This is a genomic window from Citrobacter sp. C6_1 (genome assembly GCF_014596835.2).
Taxonomy (GTDB): Bacteria; Pseudomonadota; Gammaproteobacteria; order Enterobacterales; family Enterobacteriaceae; genus Citrobacter; species Citrobacter pasteurii.
The window spans coordinates 1,262,735-1,279,527 of the sequence record NZ_CP115031.1 but is presented as its reverse complement, the minus strand read 5'-3'; the positions used below and the strand labels follow the sequence as shown (position 1 = coordinate 1,279,527).

Here is a 16,793-nt window from a genome sequence, read left to right as displayed (position 1 = left end):
AAACAGGCACTGGCTTTAGGGAAGGTCATTGTATGGCCGTATACGCAGGTGCACCTCAGCGCTTGCTATCACGGCATGATCGCCAGTGGTGCTGTCGTGATGCGGTCTTCGCATGGACCGCGCAATGAAGATACGGTACTTCTGTATCGTGCTTGTTGTATCTGGAACGTTGTGTCTTCACGGGGATCGGAGTTACTCAGGTAATTCTGTACGCGTGACGCTCAGCGCCCAGGGCAAGTAAGCCAGGTAGCCGCCCTATGGGGCGGCTTTCCTTTACTCAGATAATCCTGTTCTGTTTGAAATCCCGCAGGAATCCGCCCCAGCGACGCTCGTAGAAAGGCGCGATGTGTTCGGTAATAAAGTGGCTGACCCCTTTCTCACCTTTCACCACCTGGCAGATATCAATCGGTTCATCGCCCGGTAACGTGTCCGTTGCAACACTCCCCGTGGCATGAATAATCTCTTCAATATCGCCATCGGCTTCAATTCCAATCAGCAGGTTGGGTTGGGCATCCGGACTTTCTTTGATCGAGCAGAGAAATGCGCGTTTTACCGGCTTAATGGTTTTAAACAGCGTAGTCAGCGAGTCAATCATCTGCGCCGGAGGTTCAGCGACTTCAGAGAGGATCAACGATTCACCGCCTTCCAGTACTTCCTGGGTGCTGAGCGGATTCCCCTCTTCTCCCATCAGCAGGCTGATTTCACGCGGCATAAATTCTTTGCCGGTCGGCAGTTTCGCGTTGAGAAACAGCGTTTCGCCGAGCGTCATTTCAAACAATGTACGCACCGGCATGACGACAAATGCCTGCTCATCTTCAACCGCCTGCTGCAGGGCTTCCAGGGAGGTAAAGAACGGGATCACGGTGGTGCCGTCTTCCTTTTCCCAGTGCTGAAGGTCGAGGGCGCTGTCTTCAACCACCGCCTCGCCTTCTGCGGCAGTACCCGGCACCCAGACGGTAGACTCCAGTAAAGTACGGAAAAATGCCGGGCGATGCGCAGGCTCTGTCGCCGCTTGCTCCAGCAGGGTTTCTAATTCGTTTTTCGTTTCGGACATAGAGATCACAAATTATGAATATATGAGTTGTAGGCCTGATAAGACGCACCGCGTCGCCATCAGGCACAATGCCGGGTGGCACTTCGCTTACCCGGCCTACAAAAACACCTTTCAGGCAGTCAACAGATTCGCGATAGTACGCACACCTAAACCGGTTGCGCCCGCAGACCACTGCTCAACTGGCGCTTTGCGATAGGTTGCAGAGCAGTCAATATGCAGCCAGCCCTGCTGATAGTTTTCCACGAAATGGGACAGGAAGCCCGCCGCGGTGCTGGCACCCGCCGGATAGGCCGCGCTGCCGGTATTATTCAGCTCGGCAAAGTTAGACGGCAACTGGCTACGGTGGAACTCTGCCAGCGGCAGACGCCAGAACGGTTCGTTTTCTTGCGCCGCACTTGCCAGCAGACGGGCAGCCAGTTGATCGTCAAAGCTAAACAGCGCGTGGTAATCGTTGCCCAGCGCCGTTTTTGCCGCGCCGGTCAGCGTGGCGGCATCAATAATCAGTTCCGGTTTCTGCGCGCTGGCGTCGATCAGGCCATCAGCCAGCACCAGACGCCCTTCGGCATCGGTATTCATTACTTCAACCTTTTTACCATTGCGATAGTGAATAATATCGCCGAGCTTAAAGGCGTTGCCGCTGATCAGGTTATCCGCGCAGCACAGATACAGCTTCACGCGCTTGTTCAGACCACGGGTGATGGCGAACGCCAGCGCGCCGGTGACCGTTGCCGCACCGCCCATATCAGACTTCATTGAGTCCATAAATGCGCTTTGCTTGATGCTGTATCCGCCGGAGTCAAAGGTAATTCCCTTGCCAACCAGACAGGCATAAACCGAGGCTTCTTTATCGCCAGTTGGATTGTAATCCAGCGCCAGCAGCACCGGAGGACGTTCGGAGCCACGACCTACGGTATGCAATCCCATGTAGTTCTGCTCGCGCAGATCTTCGCCTTTAGTGATGCGGTAAGAGACGTTATCGCAGGCAACAGAGCACAGCAGGTCTACTGCGCGTTGCGCCAGCTGTTCCGGGCCCAGCTCTTCTGCCGGGGCGTTAATGGTATCGCGCACCCAGTCAATAATTTTCAGACGGTTATCCAGCTCTTTGCGCTGTGCCTCATCCAGAGCAGCCCACTCAACTTTGCGGGTGCCTTTTGGTCCTTTGTAGCCCTGCCAGAACGCCCAGCTACGTTCGGTATCCCAGCCTTCACCATCCAGTTGGACATGTTTAATACCCAGACCGTCAATTTTACGCGCAGCGCGCTGGATAAGGCCGAGGTCATCTTTTCCGTTCAGGTGCAGGGTAATGCCATCATTATTAATGCTGTATGTCGCCTTTTCACCCCAGCGGGCATCGGCAGGTTGCGTGGAAAGCGTAATTTTCATGGCTTCTGTCATTGTATTTATCCTTATTTTCGCGCATACAGGAAAACGGGCCACCCGTGGGCAGCCCGTTGACTTATTCGGCTTCGTCCAGCCAGACCAGCAAAATGGCCTCAAGGATTTTTTCGTTCGATGCCTGTGGATCATCATCGAACTCTTCCAGGTCACAGATCCACTGGTGCAGATCGGTGAAACGAACGGTCTTGGGGTCGAGATCGGGGAACGCGTCGTACAACGCCTCGCCGATTTCGCGGCTATCGGTCCACTTCAGTCCCATACTACCCTCTGTTAATGCTCACGCGCATGATTGATTGTGTAACGTGGGATTTCGACCACTAAATCGTCCTCGGTGACGCGCGCCTGACAGCTTAAACGGCTCTCCGGCTCCAGTCCCCAGGCTTTATCCAGCATGTCGTCTTCTTCTTCTGTGCTTTCCGGCAAAGAATCAAAACCTTCACGTACGATGCAGTGGCAGGTTGTGCAGGCACAGGATTTTTCACAGGCGTGTTCAATCTCGATACCGTTACGCAGGGCAACGTCAAGAATGGTTTCGCCGGTCTCAGCTTCCAGAACTGCACCATCGGGACAGAGATCCTGATGAGGCAAAATAACAATCTTTGGCATATTAAACCTCGTCCACGGAATGGCCTTTCAGCGCGCTACGGACGGACTTGTCCATGCGGCGAGCGGCGAACTCCTGGGTTTGTTTGTCTACGTTTTTAATGGCTTGTTCTATCGCGTCAACATCGTCACCCTGTGCAACCTCGCTCAAGTGCGCGGCTGCGGTGTCGATAGCCTGACGTTCTGCGGCGCTTAACAGCGCGGCATCAGCGTTCAGCGCACCGGATAAACTTTCCAGTACGCGTGCCGCTTCGACTTTCTGTTCTGCCAGCATACGGGCTTTAACGTCCTGCTCGGCAAAACTCATCGAATCCTGAATCATGGAGGCGATTTCACTGTCGGTCAGACCGTAGGACGGTTTAACCTGAATTGAGGACTCAACGCCGGTGGATTTTTCCATCGCGGTGACGCTCAGCAGGCCATCGGCGTCCACCTGGAAGGTCACGCGGATATGCGCGCCGCCAGCTGGCAATGCTGGGATGCCGCGCAGCGCAAAACGCGCCAGTGAACGGCAGTCCTGCACCAGCTCACGTTCACCCTGCATCACGTGAATGGACATCGCGGTTTGGCCATCTTTAAAGGTGGTAAAATCCTGCGCGCGCGCCACCGGAATCGTGGTGTTACGCGGGATCACTTTCTCCACCAGACCGCCCATCGTTTCAAGGCCGAGCGACAGCGGGATAACGTCCAGCAGCAGCATTTCGCTGTCCGGTTTGTTCCCGACCAGAATATCCGCCTGGATTGCCGCTCCGATAGCCACCACTTTATCCGGGTCGATAGAAGTCAGTGGCGTACGGCCAAAAAATTCACCGACGCGTTCACGCACCAATGGCACGCGCGTTGAACCACCGACCATCACCACTTCCAGCACATCCTGCGGCTCCACGCCCGCATCTTTCAGCGCGCGACGGCAGGCCAGCAGCGTACGCTTGACCAGTGCGGAAATGAGTTCATTAAAGGTTTCACGGGTGATTTCACCCTGCCATCCCGCCACGTTAACCGTCACAGAATCGGCATCGCTGAGCGCGATTTTCGCGGCAATCGCGGCATCCAGCAGTTCGCGCTGTACGCGGTTATCGCTACGATCGGTCACGCCAGCCTGCTGGCGAATATAATCGGCCAGCAGATGGTCAAAATCGTCGCCGCCGAGCGCGGAATCACCGCCGGTCGCCAGCACTTCAAACACGCCGCGGCTCAGGCGCAGAATAGAAATATCAAAAGTACCGCCGCCAAGATCGTAGACCGCAATCACGCCTTCCTGACCGGAGTCCAGACCATAGGCAATCGCAGCTGCGGTCGGTTCGTTCAACAGACGCAATACGTGAAGGCCCGCCAGACGCGCGGCATCTTTGGTCCCCTGACGCTGTGCATCGTCAAAGTAAGCCGGAACGGTGATTACCACGCCGTCCAGTTCGCCGGACAGTGATTCGGTCGCCCGCGCGGCCAGCGCTTTCAGAATATCCGCGGAGACGCGCACCGGATTAAGCAATCCGGCAGCGGTTTCAATCATCGGCAAGCCGTTTTCGCTTGCCTGGAACGTATATGGCAGATGCGGGTAACGCGCCTGGATATCCGCCAGAGAGCGGCCCATCATGCGTTTTACCGAACTGACGGTGTTTGCCGTATCCAGCGCAGCATTGGCGCGGGCATCGTAACCGACAGAATAACCCTGCTGCTGATAGTGAACCACTGACGGCAACAGGTGGCGACCTTCATGGTCTGCCAACGTTTCGGCCTGGCCGCTGCGTACGGTCGCAACCAGGGAGTTGGTGGTGCCTAAATCGATACCTACCGCCAGACGACGCTGGTGCGGCGCGGCGCTCAGACCAGGCTCACTAATTTGTAATAAGGCCATTTTCGCTTCCGGAAATTAAAAATCGAGCAGTTTTTCTTCGAGTTGTTCTGCACTGCTTCGCAGTTTATCGAGAAAACGCAGCTTACGCACGGTATCTGCCGCTGCGTCCCACGTCTCGCTATCCAGCTGTTCCACCATCAGTTGATGACGAACGTTATACATTTCGCTGACGCGCTGCATAAACGCATCTAAACGTTGACTGTCTTTTGCCTGTTCAATTTCGTCCAGCTCTTCCCGCAGCTCCAGTTGTTCCATCAGGAACGCGGTATCGCGCACCGTGTGCTGCTCGCTGCGGATATCAAAGCCGTGTAAAGACAATAAGTATTCGGCGCGCATCAAAGGATGACGCAGCGTTTGCCAGGCCTGGTTGATCGTGGCGGACTGCGAAACCGCAGCAAGTTGTTCCGCCTGGGAACCGCTGGCAAATTTATCAGGATGATACTGACGTTGTAGATCCTGAAAACGGAGGCTCAGCGCCTGAGTATCGAGCTGATAACGGGCCGGTAAGCCAAAGAGGGTGAAGTAGTCCATAACATTCTCAGGGTAGCCTGTTAGAACAAACCCCACACGTAGCAAAGCCACGGTGGGGTTTTCGGGTGACGCGCGTTACACGTGGAAGCTTTCGCCGCATCCACATTCGTCTTTCACGTTCGGGTTAGTGAACTTAAACCCTTCGTTCAGACCTTCTTTGACGAAGTCTAACTGCGTACCGTCGAGGAATTGCAGGCTCTTACCGTCGACCACAACTTTAACGCCTTTGTCTTCAAACACGGTATCTTCAGCCGCCGGCTCGTCAACAAATTCCAGTACATAGGCCATACCTGAGCAGCCGGAGGTTCTCACGCCCAGACGCAGACCAAACCCTTTACCGCGGTTTGCCAGGAAGGTATTTACACGCGCTGCTGCACTGTCGCTTAAGGTAATCGACATAATAAAACCTCAACTCTTAATTATTTTGCTTCACGTTTGCTTTTGTAATCCGCAATCGCGGCTTTAATCGCGTCTTCAGCCAGAATAGAGCAGTGAATTTTCACCGGTGGCAGTTCAAGCTCGTCGGCGATATCGGTGTTTTTAATCGCCTGTGCTTCGTCCAGAGATTTCCCTTTTACCCATTCGGTAACCAGAGAGCTGGAAGCAATAGCGGAACCGCAGCCGTAAGTCTTGAAACGCGCGTCTTCAATGATACCTTCATTGTTGACTTTAATCTGCAACTTCATCACGTCGCCACAGGCTGGTGCACCCACCATGCCGCTGCCCACGTTCTCGTCGCTGTTGTCAAAAGAGCCCACGTTACGTGGATTCTCGTAATGATCGATTACTTTTTCGCTGTAAGCCATGATGAATTCTCCTTATCGATACCGATTAGTGATGTGACCATTCAATGCTGTTCAGATCCACGCCCTGTTTGAACATTTCCCACAGTGGAGAAAGGTCACGCAGACGGCCGATGGAGTTGCGAACCAGATTGATGGTGTAGTCAATCTCTTCTTCGGTAGTGAAACGACCTAAAGAGAAACGAATTGAGCTGTGTGCCAGCTCGTCGGTCATTCCCAGCGCACGCAGCACGTAGGATGGCTCCAGGCTTGCAGAAGTACATGCAGAACCGGAGGATACAGCCAGATCTTTCAGCGCCATAATCAGCGATTCGCCTTCAACATAGTTGAAGCTAACGTTGAGAATATTCGGTGCGCCCTGCTCGAGATCGCCGTTAAGATACACTTCTTCCATATCTTTCACGCCGTCCCACAGACGGTTACGCAGGCTGCGCAGGCGCGCCATCTCGGTTTCCATCTCTTCTTTGGCGATGCGATATGCTTCACCCATCCCAACGATCTGGTGCACAGGCAGCGTACCGGAACGCATGCCGCGCTCGTGACCGCCGCCGTGCATCTGGGCTTCAATACGAATACGCGGTTTACGACGCACGTACAGCGCACCGATGCCTTTCGGGCCATAGATTTTGTGACCGGAGAAGGACATCAGGTCAACTTTCAGTTGGCTCAGATCGATAGGCAGTTTGCCCACGCTCTGGGTCGCATCAACGTGATAGATGATGCCGCGCGCACGGCACATTTCGCCGATAGTCGCGATATCCTGCACCACGCCGATTTCGTTATTCACGTGCATGATGGAGACGAGGATGGTGTCGTCACGCATTGCCGCTTCAAGTTCTTTCAGGTCGATAATGCCGTTACGCTGCGGGGCGAGGTAGGTAACCTCAAACCCTTCGCGCTCCAGCTGACGACAGGTGTCCAGCACGGCTTTGTGTTCGGTTTTGCTGGTGATGATGTGCTTGCCTTTTTTCTGATAAAAGTTGGCTGCACCTTTAATCGCCAGGTTATCGGATTCAGTCGCACCGGAGGTAAAGACGATTTCACGCGGGTCGGCACCCACAAGATCGGCAATCTGGTTACGGGCGATATCTACCGCCTCTTCAGCATGCCAGCCGAAACGGTGTGAACGAGACGCTGGGTTACCAAAGTTTCCGTCCAGGGTCAGACACTGCATCATTTTCTCGGCAACACGCGGGTCCACCGGCGTGGTTGCGGAGTAGTCGAGATAGATCGGTAATTTCATTGCTCTATAAACTCCGTACATCGCTTCAATGCAAGGAATCAGGCAACCGGCTGGATGTACGACCGAGTTAACGGGGCGTCTAACACCCCGGCCTGATTCTAATATCTTATTATCTTTGCCCTAAATAGTTCGTGTTGCAGCAAGGCGACAAACTTGAGAGTGCCCAGGAGCTTACATCAAGTAAGTGACTGGGGCGAGCAAGTGTGGCCAACGCAGTTGCGGCACGAAATATAACGGGCAAATTATGCGCGTAACTTAACGTCGATCGCGTCTTGTGCACGATTAGTGCGTGGAGCGTCATGCGTGTGCTGGCGACCAGACACATCCAGGACTTCCTGATTATTCACCAGTTCACCCAACGTAATGTTGTTGAGGAAACCGGTCAGACGATCGCTCAGATCGCGCCAAAGCGCGTGGGTCAGGCATTTATCGCCGCCCTGACAACCGCCTTTGCCCTGGCAACGGGTCGCATCTACAGACTCGTCCACAGCGCTGATGACTTCACCTACTGCGATGCTGCCGGCATCTTTACCCAGCAGATACCCGCCGCCTGGTCCACGTACGCTGGAAACCAGACCGTTTTTACGCAAACGGGAAAACAGCTGCTCCAGATATGACAGGGAAATGCCCTGACGTTCAGAAATATCAGCCAACGGTACCGGGCCCGTTTCGGAGTTGAGCGCAACGTCCAACATTGCGGTCACGGCATAACGCCCTTTTGATGTCAGTCTCATGTCTTACTTAGCCTCAAACTCGCCCCTGCCCGGGGTTTTTTATTGTAAAATGGGGGTATTGCATAGCAGGGGCAAGTCTGACATTCCCGACTAAATCAGTCAACTATTTACTTGACTAATTTAGTCAGGTATTTGACGTTCCGTGCGGTATTCGTTTGCCGGATGCGCTTCGCTTATCCGGCCTACAGGCCGCACGATTCGTAGGCCGGATAAGCGAAGCGCATCCGGCATTAGTACAGTTACTTGCTTTTATTCTGTTGCTCAATTGAAGCTAAAATTCCGCGCAAAATGTTCAGCTCCTGGCTCTCAGGACGCGCACGCGTAAACAGACGGCGCAGCTTGTTCATCACCTGTCCCGGATGCCCTTCACGGATAAAACCGGTCGACAGCAGCGTTTGTTCCAGATGACCGTAAAAACGCTCTAAATCATCGACCAGCGGGTACTCAGCTTCTTCGTATTCTGCGGTCTTCTCGCTTTCCTGCGTTGCCAGCCAGGCCATGCGCACTTCATAAGAGATGACCTGCACCGCCATCGCCAGGTTCAGCGAACTGTATTCCGGGTTCGCAGCAATAGCGACGTGGTAATGGCACTTCTGCAGTTCTTCATTCGTCAGACCAACGCGTTCACGACCAAACACCAGCGCTACGGGCGAATTCGTCGCTTCAGAGACGCTTTTTAAACCGCATTCACGCGGATCCAGCATCGGCCACGGCAGCGTACGGGAGCGCGCGCTGGTGCCTACCACCAGGCTGCAACCCGCCAGCGCTTCATCGAGAGTATCGACGATTTGCGCGCTGCCGATCACATCGCTGGCACCTGCCGCCAGAGCGATGGCCTGGGAATCCGGTTTAACCAGTGGATTTACCAACCACAGATTGGTTAAACCCATGGTTTTCATTGCGCGGGCTACAGAGCCCATGTTGCCAGTGTGAGAGGTTTCCACCAGCACAATTCGAATATTTTGCAGCATTGTATTTCTTCGGCTAAAGATTATTCGGGCATATTATCATAAAACGAAGACATATTCCGAACTCGCTGCTATACTCTGCGCCGTTTTCCCGTTCTTTAACATCCAGTGAGAGAGACCGATGCATCCGATGCTGACCATCGCCGTGCGCGCAGCGCGCAAGGCGGGTAATGTAATTGCCAAACACTACGAAACCCCAGACTCTGTAGAAACCAGCCAGAAAGGCAGCAATGATTTCGTGACTAACGTCGATAAAGCCGCCGAAGCGATTATTATCGAAACTATTCGCAAATCTTACCCGCAGCACACCATCATCACCGAAGAAAGCGGTGAGCACGCTGGTGAAGATCAGGATGTTCAATGGGTTATCGATCCACTGGATGGCACTACCAACTTCGTAAAACGTCTGCCGCACTTCGCGGTATCTATCGCAGTACGCATTAAAGGCCGTACTGAAGTCGCCGTTGTTTACGATCCAATGCGTAACGAACTGTTCACCGCAACTCGCGGCCAGGGCGCACAGCTGAACGGCTACCGTCTGCGTGGCAGCACCGCCCGCGATCTGGACGGCACCATCATCGCCACCGGTTTCCCGTTCAAAGCGAAGCAGCACGCCGCTTCTTACATGAAAATTCTTGGCAAAATGTTTACCGAGTGCGCTGACTTCCGCCGCACAGGTTCTGCTGCGCTGGATCTGGCTTACGTTGCCGCGGCGCGCGTTGACGGTTACTTCGAAATTGGTCTGAAACCTTGGGATTTCGCCGCAGGCGAGCTGATTGCGCGTGAAGCTGGCGCACTGGTTTGCGACTTCACCGGTGGTCATAACTACCTGGCGACTGGCAACATCGTTGCAGGTAACCCGCGCGTTGTTAAAGCCATGTTGGCTAACATGCGTGACGAACTGAGCGATGCGCTGAAGCGTTAATCATTTGATGCCGGATGGCGGCTTGCGCCTTATCCGGCCTACCTGGGGAGTTCCCCGTAGGCCTGATCAGCGAAGCGCCATCAGGCATTCATCCGACAACAGTGCTAAAACGGTCTTATCCCTCGCCCTACCGGCACCGCGCTCATCCACATCACTACCGCAGCAGCAATCAGCACCGCCCCACCGGCTAATGCCAGCGTGATCCATCCGATTTGCCGCCACAGCACCGGCGCTTTGTGTCCGCTAATTCTCACCGCCAGCGAGCGAAAACAGTGTACCAGCAGAGCCAGTGACGTAATCGTCAAAGAGGTTCCTGCTGCCATCGCCAGCGCCGACGCCATGCCCCAGCTAAAAACGCCAACCACTTTACTGAACAGCAGCACCATAATTGCGCCAGAGCAGGGACGCATGCCCATAGAGAGAATAATCATCAACCGGGCGCGCCAGTCATCGCCGCTTTGCAGTTGTTCCGGGTTGGGCAAGTGCTGATGCCCGCAGCCGCAGCCCTCGTGATGCACATGGTGCGGCGTAAAGGCGGTGAATTTCGGGCGCATCAGCAGCTGGCGCAATTTCTTCAGCGCACGGACACACAATAAAACGCCCAACATGCCAACCAGCGCATAGCTGGCTTTCTCCAGCCAGAAACTGCTCATATGCAGCTGTCGGGCAGGCAGTTGCAGCACCGTGAGGACTACAACCACCAGTCCTATTGCCACCAGCCCCTGCAATAGGGAAGACGCCAGCGTCAGCCCAATGCTCGACTTGAGCTTCGACGGATGCGTCGCAAGCCAGGTCGTGATGACGATTTTGCCGTGCCCCGGCCCCAATGCGTGCAATACCCCATATATAAAGCTAAACAACAGCAGAGATCCGCCCGCACGTGTGGGGTTCGCGGCAACCGCTTTCAGCAACCCGCTCATCTGCTGGTTAACGTCGCGCTGCCAGACGACACTGTGCATCATTACCTGAGGCCAGGCCTGCCACAACCACAGCCCCCCGCCTGTCGCCAGCAACAAAAAGACCGCCAGTGGCCATAGCGTGAGCCAACGGCGTCTGGCTGCGCGTTGTTGATAAACTACTGACATTGCAGCGTCACCGTCTGTGCAAACTGTTTACCCAACTCCATATCCTCCGGCGGTGCGTCTTCTTTATCCAGCGACTGCGCAAAGCTCAACATGTGTTCATTCGGCGTCGGCGTATGCATTGAAATATGGCATTGCTGGCTTATGGTCTGCGAAAGCCGGGCGTCGCTGTCTTTGTCATAGCTCATATCGACGTAGTAGGTCGGATCGAAGGTTGAAATAGTATATTTTTGACCGCTCAGTGGTTGAGCTTCGGCCAGCGGCAGAACGAACGTCAGCACCGCCTGGTGTTCTTCACGCGCCATGCCATATTCCGTCGGTCTGTTTTTAAACTTTACCTTTTTCCCTTCGTGCCACACTTCGGTGAAATAGTGCTGCCCGAGAACGTTGGCCATCACTTCCGCCGCCAGTTTTTTCCAAACTTCATCGCCAGGTTTAGCATTCCCCGCGTCGTAAAGCAGATCCGCCGACGTGATTTCATCCATCGTCCAGCGCATTTTTAGCGCGACGAACCGATCATTCTCGCTCACGACTTCGGTTTTCAGATGAATAAAGCTGTGGGGATGCGCACCTGCGCCAAAGGACAGAACAGCGAGAAACAACGTCATAATGATACGTTTAACGCCTTGCATGAGTTCTCCACGATAAAAATCAACACCGCCACAAATAATGATGCCGTATTTGGCGCAAGTATGCCGAGGATACCATTGAACGAAAAAATGTTGAGCACCGTTTTCCGGTATCGATTCAGTTCTCAATTTAGACAATTTATTGTTCATCAATGCCAGAGCAAATCCCTTTTTATCGCTAGAACTTAAGTCAAATGAAAATAAAATGTTAAATATTAGTTTCATTTTAATGATTTTTTAACTTTTAATTCATTCAACTCATTATAAATCCGCTCAAATTTAACCATTATTTAACCATTTATTTTCCATAAATTAACATTACCGGGCATAGATCACATTCATCAAACTTGTGATTCATTCCCTCTTCCATTCGTTGTTAACTTCACGCCGTGACATGTCCTGCCCCCTACGAAAGGTACAACTATGAAATTCAAACTCGCATTACTCAGTGCAACCCTGGTTTCTGCATGCATGTTGTCCGGCACGTCCTTTGCGGCGGAAAAATATGAAATTGCTGTGGTTGCCAAAGTCACCGGTATTCCGTGGTTTAACCGCATGGAAACCGGTGTTAACGAAGCAGCAAAAAAACTGGATGTGAACGCTTACCAGACCGGTCCGTCTACGCCGGATCCGGCACAGCAGGTCAAAGTCATTGAGGATCTGATCGCCAAAAACGTCAACGCGATCATCGTGGTACCAAACGATGCCAAGGTTCTTGAGCCAGTACTGAAAAAGGCGCGCGAGAAAGGCATTGTGGTTCTGACGCACGAATCCCCGGACGAGCAAATCGGTCAGTGGGATATCGAAACCATCGACAGTGAAAAATACGCACAGGCCAACGTTGATGAGCTGGCAAAAAACATGGGCGGCAAAGGGGGTTATGCCATCTATGTCGGTTCGCTGACGGTGCCACTGCATAACGCGTGGGCGGATTATGCAATCAAGTACCAGAAAGAAAAATATCCGGAAATGTTCGAGGTCACTTCACGTCTGCCGGTTGCGGAAAGCATCGATAAATCCTACGCCACGACGCTGGATCTGATGAAAACCTATCCGCAGATGAAGGGGATTATCGGTTTCGGCTCGCTGGGTCCAATCGGTGCGGGTCAGGCTGTACAGAAAAAACGCGCCAAAGATAAAATTGCCGTTGTCGGGATCGCCATGCCAGCACAAGCTGCGCCTTACCTGATGCGCGGTGATATCAAAAAAGCGCTGCTGTGGGATCCAAAAGATGCGGGCTATGCGCTGGTAACGGTTGCCGATCAGCTGTTGCAGGGCAAAGAAGTCAATGCCGATCTGAGTATCGACGGTTTAGGGAAAGCCGATATCGACACGGAGAAGAAAGTGATCCGCTTTAACAAGATCCTCGAAGTCACCAAAGACAACGCACAGTCACTCGGTTTCTAAGGCTTTTGCCAACACCAGGGAAACCATAACGCCGACCGTCTGGTCGGCGCTATCCACCAAACTAACACTCAGCGTCCGTCAGGACGCTCGCAGGGGTATTGTCCATGACAGACACCACCGCATTTATCACTCTTGAGAATATCAGCAAACAATTCCCGGGCGTGCTGGCGCTGGATAACGTGAATCTGACGCTGAGAAAAGGCGAAGTTCACTGTCTGGCGGGTCAAAACGGCTGTGGTAAAAGCACCATTATTAAAGTGATCTCCGGGGTATATCACCCGGAAAAAGGCGCGCAGATTTTACTCGATGGCAAACTGTTCCATCACCTGACGCCGCAGCTTTCGTCCCACTACGGCATTCAGGTTATCTACCAGGACCTGTCGCTGTTTCCTAACTTTAGCGTCGCAGAAAATATTGCGGTTAACCGCTACCTTCCCGGCGGCGATATCTGGGTGCGTCGCGGTTCCATGAAACAGCAGGCGCTGGCCGCCATGAAGCGTATTGGTGTGAACATCGATCCCGATAAAAAAGTTGAAAAACTCTCGATTGCCGACCGACAGCTGGTCGCTATTTGTCGGGCGATTGCCGCCGACGCGCGCCTGGTCATTATGGATGAACCCACCGCCTCGCTGACCCGTCAGGAGGTCAATGGCCTGCTGAAGGTGGTTAACGAACTGAAAGCGGCCGGCATTTGCGTAGTGTTTGTCAGCCATCGTCTGGATGAAGTAATGGAAGTGGCAGACCGTATCAGCGTGATGCGCGACGGCAAACTGGTGGGCACATATCCTGCCAGCGAACTGGACAGTCACGAGCTGGCTTTCCTGATGACCGGACAACGCTTCCACTACAGCCCGCTGCCGGAGAAATCATTCGACGATCGAGAGCCCCTGCTGGAACTGCGCAACCTCAGCCGCAGAGGCAAATACCAGAACATTAATCTGTCGCTGCATGGCGGCGAGATTGTCTCGATTGTCGGCCTGCTGGGCGCCGGGCGCACCGAGCTTTGCCTGAGCCTGTTCGGCATGACCCACCCGGAAAGCGGCGAGATGCGTATTAACGGTCAGCCGGTCACGCTGCGTAATAACCACGACGCCATTAAGCACGGGATCGGCTACGTCTCAGAAGATCGCCTGACGCAGGGGCTGATCATGGAGCAATCGATCTACGACAACACCATCGTCACGGTCTTTGATCAACTGCATACCGGCAGCGGCCTGCTCAATCATCATAAAGCGCAAAAGCTGGTCGCCGATTTAATCCGCGAGCTCAATATCAAGGTGTCCGATCCTCATCTCCCGGTCAAAACGCTTTCCGGCGGGAATGCCCAGCGTATCGCCATTGCCAAATGGGTGGCGACGAATCCCCGCATTCTGATCCTCGACTCGCCTACGGTAGGCGTGGATATCGCCAACAAAGAGGGTATTTACCAGATCGCCCGCGATCTGGCGGAACAGGGGATGGCGGTGCTGATGATTTGCGATGAAATTCCGGAAGCGTATTACAACAGCCACCGCGTGCTGGTGATGCGTCGCGGCAGGCTGGTGGCGGAATTTAATCCTCATCACTGCCGTGAAGAGGAGATTGCTGAAGTGGTCGAGGTAATCAATGAATAAGATGCTTCTGTCCCGTTTAATCGGGCAACATGAATTCTGGCTGGGCCTGCTGGTCGTGGCGCTGGCGGTTGGGCTAAGTGTCAGCACCGATGAGTTCCTCTCGCTCGGCAATCTGACAGATGTGGCCACCAGCTACGCGATTCTCGGCATTCTCGCCTGCGGGTTGTTTGTGGTGCTGATTTCCGGTGGGATCGATATCTCATTTCCGGCGATGACCGCGATTGCCCAGTATGCGATGGCCAGTTGGGTGATCGGCCACGGCGGCAACTTCGCTCTGGCGTTAACCATTGCGATTGCGGTGGGCCTGCTGCTTGGACTTATTAATGGCTTCCTGGTCTACTGGCTGCGCGTTCCGGCAATCATCATTACCATCGCCACGCTGAACGTCTACTACGGCCTTCTGGTTTACGCCACCAAAGGCACCTGGCTGTACGGTTTCCCTGACTGGTTTATGAACGGCATTAACTGGTTCTCCTTCACCGCGGCAGATGGCTACGACTACGGCCTCACCCTGCCCCTGCTGTGCCTGGCGGCGGTGATCATCTTTACCGCTGTGCTGATGAACTATACCCGTCTTGGCCGACAGGTTTACGCTATGGGCGGTAACCGCGACGCGGCCTCGCGTCTGGGGTTAAATCTGCTGAAACTGCATTTCTACGTGTATGGCTATATGGGCATTCTGGCAGGTGTTGCCGCCGTGGTGCAGGCGCAAATCACTCAGTCAGTTGCGCCCAATTCGCTGCTCGGCTTTGAGCTGACGGTGCTGGCGGCGGTCGTACTCGGCGGAACCAGCATGAGCGGTGGGCGCGGAACGTTGACCGGAACCCTGCTCGGCGTTGTCCTGCTGGCCTTCTTACAAAATGGTCTGACGCTACTCAGCGTCTCCTCTTACTGGCACACCGTATTCAGCGGCGCCATTATCCTGGTCAGCATCAGTGCCACGGCCTGGAACGAAAAACGCAAACTGGCAAGGGAGCTTTGAGATGAAAACAATCGCCAGATTTTTACCCGGTGATGCCATCATTCGTCTGCAATGCGTCATTATTGTGGTCGTCGCCCTGGTCTTCTCAGCCCTGCTCGGCAGTCGTTTTTTCAGCGTCGCTAACTTCCAGTCGATAGGCTCACAGTTACCGATCCTCGGCATGCTGGCCCTCGGAATGGGTATGACCATGCTGACCGGCGGCATTAACCTGTCAATTATTGCCGGGGCGAACGCCTGCTCGCTGGTGATGGCGGCGATTATCGTCACCCATCCGGATAACCCGCTGTTTCTGGCGCTGGCGCTGCTGGCGGGCGCTGCCGTGGCGGTGGCTATCGGTACGCTCAACGGCGCGCTGATTGCCTGGGTCGGCGTCTCACCGATTCTCGCCACCCTCGGCACGATGACGCTTATCTCCGGGCTGAATATTCTGCTTTCCAACGGGACAGTGATTTCGGGTTTCCCGACCGCAATTCAGTACCTTGGCAACGCCACGATTGCGGGTATTCCGGTGGCGCTGTTGCTCTTTTTCCTGGTGGCAATCCTGCTGTGGGTACTGCTGGAGCACACCACACTGGGGCGCAGCCTGTATCTCGTCGGCTCCAATGAACAGGCTACCCGCTACAGTGGTGTGAATACCGTACGGGTGCAAATTTCCGTGTACGTGATTTCAGCCCTGCTCGGCTGGGTCGCCGCCATTCTGATGATGGCGAAATTCAACTCGGCAAAAGCCGGATACGGCGAGTCCTACCTGCTGGTCACCATCCTTGCTTCCGTACTCGGCGGCATCAATCCGGATGGCGGCTTCGGACGCATTATCGGCCTGGTACTGGCGCTGATTGTGCTGCAAATGCTGGAAAGCGGCCTTAACTTGCTGGGGGTCAGCAGCTATCTGACGATGGCGCTGTGGGGCGCGGTGCTGATCCTCTTTATCGCATTACAGAATCGTAAAGCCTGATTTCAGGAGAA

General features: G+C 54.1%; 19 protein-coding genes. 6 read left to right on the top strand and 13 right to left on the bottom strand.

Annotation, left to right across the window (positions count from 1 at the left end):
• Positions 1 to 112: 112 nt before the first annotated feature.
• The gene (gene timP / locus IB196_RS06215) at positions 113 to 241 is read left to right on the top strand and encodes a small toxic inner membrane protein TimP (RefSeq protein ID WP_342446913.1); all 129 of its coding nucleotides are present in this window, start codon (positions 113 to 115) and stop codon (positions 239 to 241) included.
• Positions 242 to 277: 36 nt separating this feature from the next.
• Here the strand turns inward: timP and sseB are convergent, their stop codons facing one another.
• The 11 genes from sseB to trmJ all read right to left on the bottom strand — a co-directional run bounded on the left by sseB (position 278) and on the right by trmJ (position 9,192).
• Complete coding sequence (gene sseB / locus IB196_RS06210) at positions 278 to 1,054, bottom strand: enhanced serine sensitivity protein SseB (RefSeq protein WP_005120414.1); 777 nt, start codon at positions 1,052 to 1,054, stop codon at positions 278 to 280.
• A gap of 111 nt (positions 1,055 to 1,165) precedes the next feature.
• Positions 1,166 to 2,449: an aminopeptidase PepB gene (gene pepB, locus IB196_RS06205; protein WP_040233462.1), complete on the bottom strand. Its 1,284-nt coding sequence runs from the start codon at positions 2,447 to 2,449 to the stop codon at positions 1,166 to 1,168.
• Positions 2,450 to 2,510: 61 nt separating this feature from the next.
• The gene (gene iscX, locus IB196_RS06200; protein WP_003037694.1) at positions 2,511 to 2,711 is read right to left on the bottom strand and encodes a Fe-S cluster assembly protein IscX; all 201 of its coding nucleotides are present in this window, start codon (positions 2,709 to 2,711) and stop codon (positions 2,511 to 2,513) included.
• 11 nt (positions 2,712 to 2,722) lie between these two features.
• Positions 2,723 to 3,058: an ISC system 2Fe-2S type ferredoxin gene (gene fdx / locus IB196_RS06195; RefSeq protein WP_003037690.1), complete on the bottom strand. Its 336-nt coding sequence runs from the start codon at positions 3,056 to 3,058 to the stop codon at positions 2,723 to 2,725.
• Between the two features lies 1 nt (position 3,059).
• A complete protein-coding gene (gene hscA, locus IB196_RS06190) occupies positions 3,060 to 4,910 on the bottom strand; it encodes a Fe-S protein assembly chaperone HscA (protein WP_005120411.1) in 1,851 nt (616 codons plus the stop codon).
• 15 nt (positions 4,911 to 4,925) lie between these two features.
• Positions 4,926 to 5,441: a co-chaperone HscB gene (gene hscB / locus IB196_RS06185; protein WP_003838436.1), complete on the bottom strand. Its 516-nt coding sequence runs from the start codon at positions 5,439 to 5,441 to the stop codon at positions 4,926 to 4,928.
• Between the two features lie 75 nt (positions 5,442 to 5,516).
• Positions 5,517 to 5,840 carry an iron-sulfur cluster assembly protein IscA gene (iscA, locus tag IB196_RS06180; RefSeq protein ID WP_003037681.1) on the bottom strand — a complete coding sequence of 108 codons (324 nt, stop codon included), beginning with the start codon at positions 5,838 to 5,840 and terminating at the stop codon, positions 5,517 to 5,519.
• Between the two features lie 20 nt (positions 5,841 to 5,860).
• Positions 5,861 to 6,247, bottom strand: a complete 387-nt coding sequence (gene iscU, locus IB196_RS06175; RefSeq protein ID WP_002913991.1) for a Fe-S cluster assembly scaffold IscU — start codon at positions 6,245 to 6,247, stop codon at positions 5,861 to 5,863.
• A 25-nt stretch (positions 6,248 to 6,272) separates the two neighbouring features.
• The gene (gene iscS / locus IB196_RS06170) at positions 6,273 to 7,487 is read right to left on the bottom strand and encodes a cysteine desulfurase (RefSeq protein WP_151217660.1); all 1,215 of its coding nucleotides are present in this window, start codon (positions 7,485 to 7,487) and stop codon (positions 6,273 to 6,275) included.
• A 242-nt stretch (positions 7,488 to 7,729) separates the two neighbouring features.
• Positions 7,730 to 8,221: a Fe-S cluster assembly transcriptional regulator IscR gene (iscR, locus tag IB196_RS06165; RefSeq protein ID WP_003037674.1), complete on the bottom strand. Its 492-nt coding sequence runs from the start codon at positions 8,219 to 8,221 to the stop codon at positions 7,730 to 7,732.
• Positions 8,222 to 8,460: 239 nt separating this feature from the next.
• The gene (trmJ, locus tag IB196_RS06160; RefSeq protein WP_149692233.1) at positions 8,461 to 9,192 is read right to left on the bottom strand and encodes a tRNA (cytosine(32)/uridine(32)-2'-O)-methyltransferase TrmJ; all 732 of its coding nucleotides are present in this window, start codon (positions 9,190 to 9,192) and stop codon (positions 8,461 to 8,463) included.
• A 118-nt stretch (positions 9,193 to 9,310) separates the two neighbouring features.
• On the opposite strand from trmJ, the gene suhB reads away from it, so the two are divergent.
• Positions 9,311 to 10,114: an inositol-1-monophosphatase gene (gene suhB, locus IB196_RS06155; protein ID WP_003037670.1), complete on the top strand. Its 804-nt coding sequence runs from the start codon at positions 9,311 to 9,313 to the stop codon at positions 10,112 to 10,114.
• Positions 10,115 to 10,218: 104 nt separating this feature from the next.
• On the opposite strand, the gene IB196_RS06150 is transcribed toward suhB, so the two are convergent.
• Together IB196_RS06150 and IB196_RS06145 are read right to left on the bottom strand one after the other, a co-directional pair.
• A complete protein-coding gene (locus IB196_RS06150; RefSeq protein WP_188232147.1) occupies positions 10,219 to 11,199 on the bottom strand; it encodes a nickel/cobalt transporter in 981 nt (326 codons plus the stop codon).
• On the bottom strand, positions 11,190 to 11,828 hold the full coding sequence (locus tag IB196_RS06145; protein ID WP_188232148.1) for a DUF1007 family protein: 639 nt from the start codon (positions 11,826 to 11,828) through the stop codon (positions 11,190 to 11,192). Before IB196_RS06145 ends, IB196_RS06150 begins: the two co-directional genes overlap by 10 nt.
• A 420-nt stretch (positions 11,829 to 12,248) precedes the next feature.
• Between IB196_RS06145 and IB196_RS06140 the strand changes: the two genes are divergently transcribed.
• From IB196_RS06140 to IB196_RS06125, 4 genes are all read left to right on the top strand, one after another.
• A complete protein-coding gene (locus IB196_RS06140) occupies positions 12,249 to 13,232 on the top strand; it encodes an autoinducer 2 ABC transporter substrate-binding protein (protein WP_032949791.1) in 984 nt (327 codons plus the stop codon).
• A 104-nt stretch (positions 13,233 to 13,336) separates the two neighbouring features.
• Entirely contained in the window at positions 13,337 to 14,845 is a 1,509-nt protein-coding gene (locus IB196_RS06135) for a sugar ABC transporter ATP-binding protein (protein ID WP_040233452.1), read from the top strand.
• On the top strand, positions 14,838 to 15,827 hold the full coding sequence (locus IB196_RS06130; protein WP_040233450.1) for an ABC transporter permease: 990 nt from the start codon (positions 14,838 to 14,840) through the stop codon (positions 15,825 to 15,827). Before IB196_RS06135 ends, IB196_RS06130 begins: the two co-directional genes overlap by 8 nt.
• A 1-nt stretch (position 15,828) precedes the next feature.
• Positions 15,829 to 16,782 carry an ABC transporter permease gene (locus tag IB196_RS06125; RefSeq protein WP_005130284.1) on the top strand — a complete coding sequence of 318 codons (954 nt, stop codon included), beginning with the start codon at positions 15,829 to 15,831 and terminating at the stop codon, positions 16,780 to 16,782.
• The last annotated feature ends 11 nt before the right edge of the window (positions 16,783 to 16,793 follow it).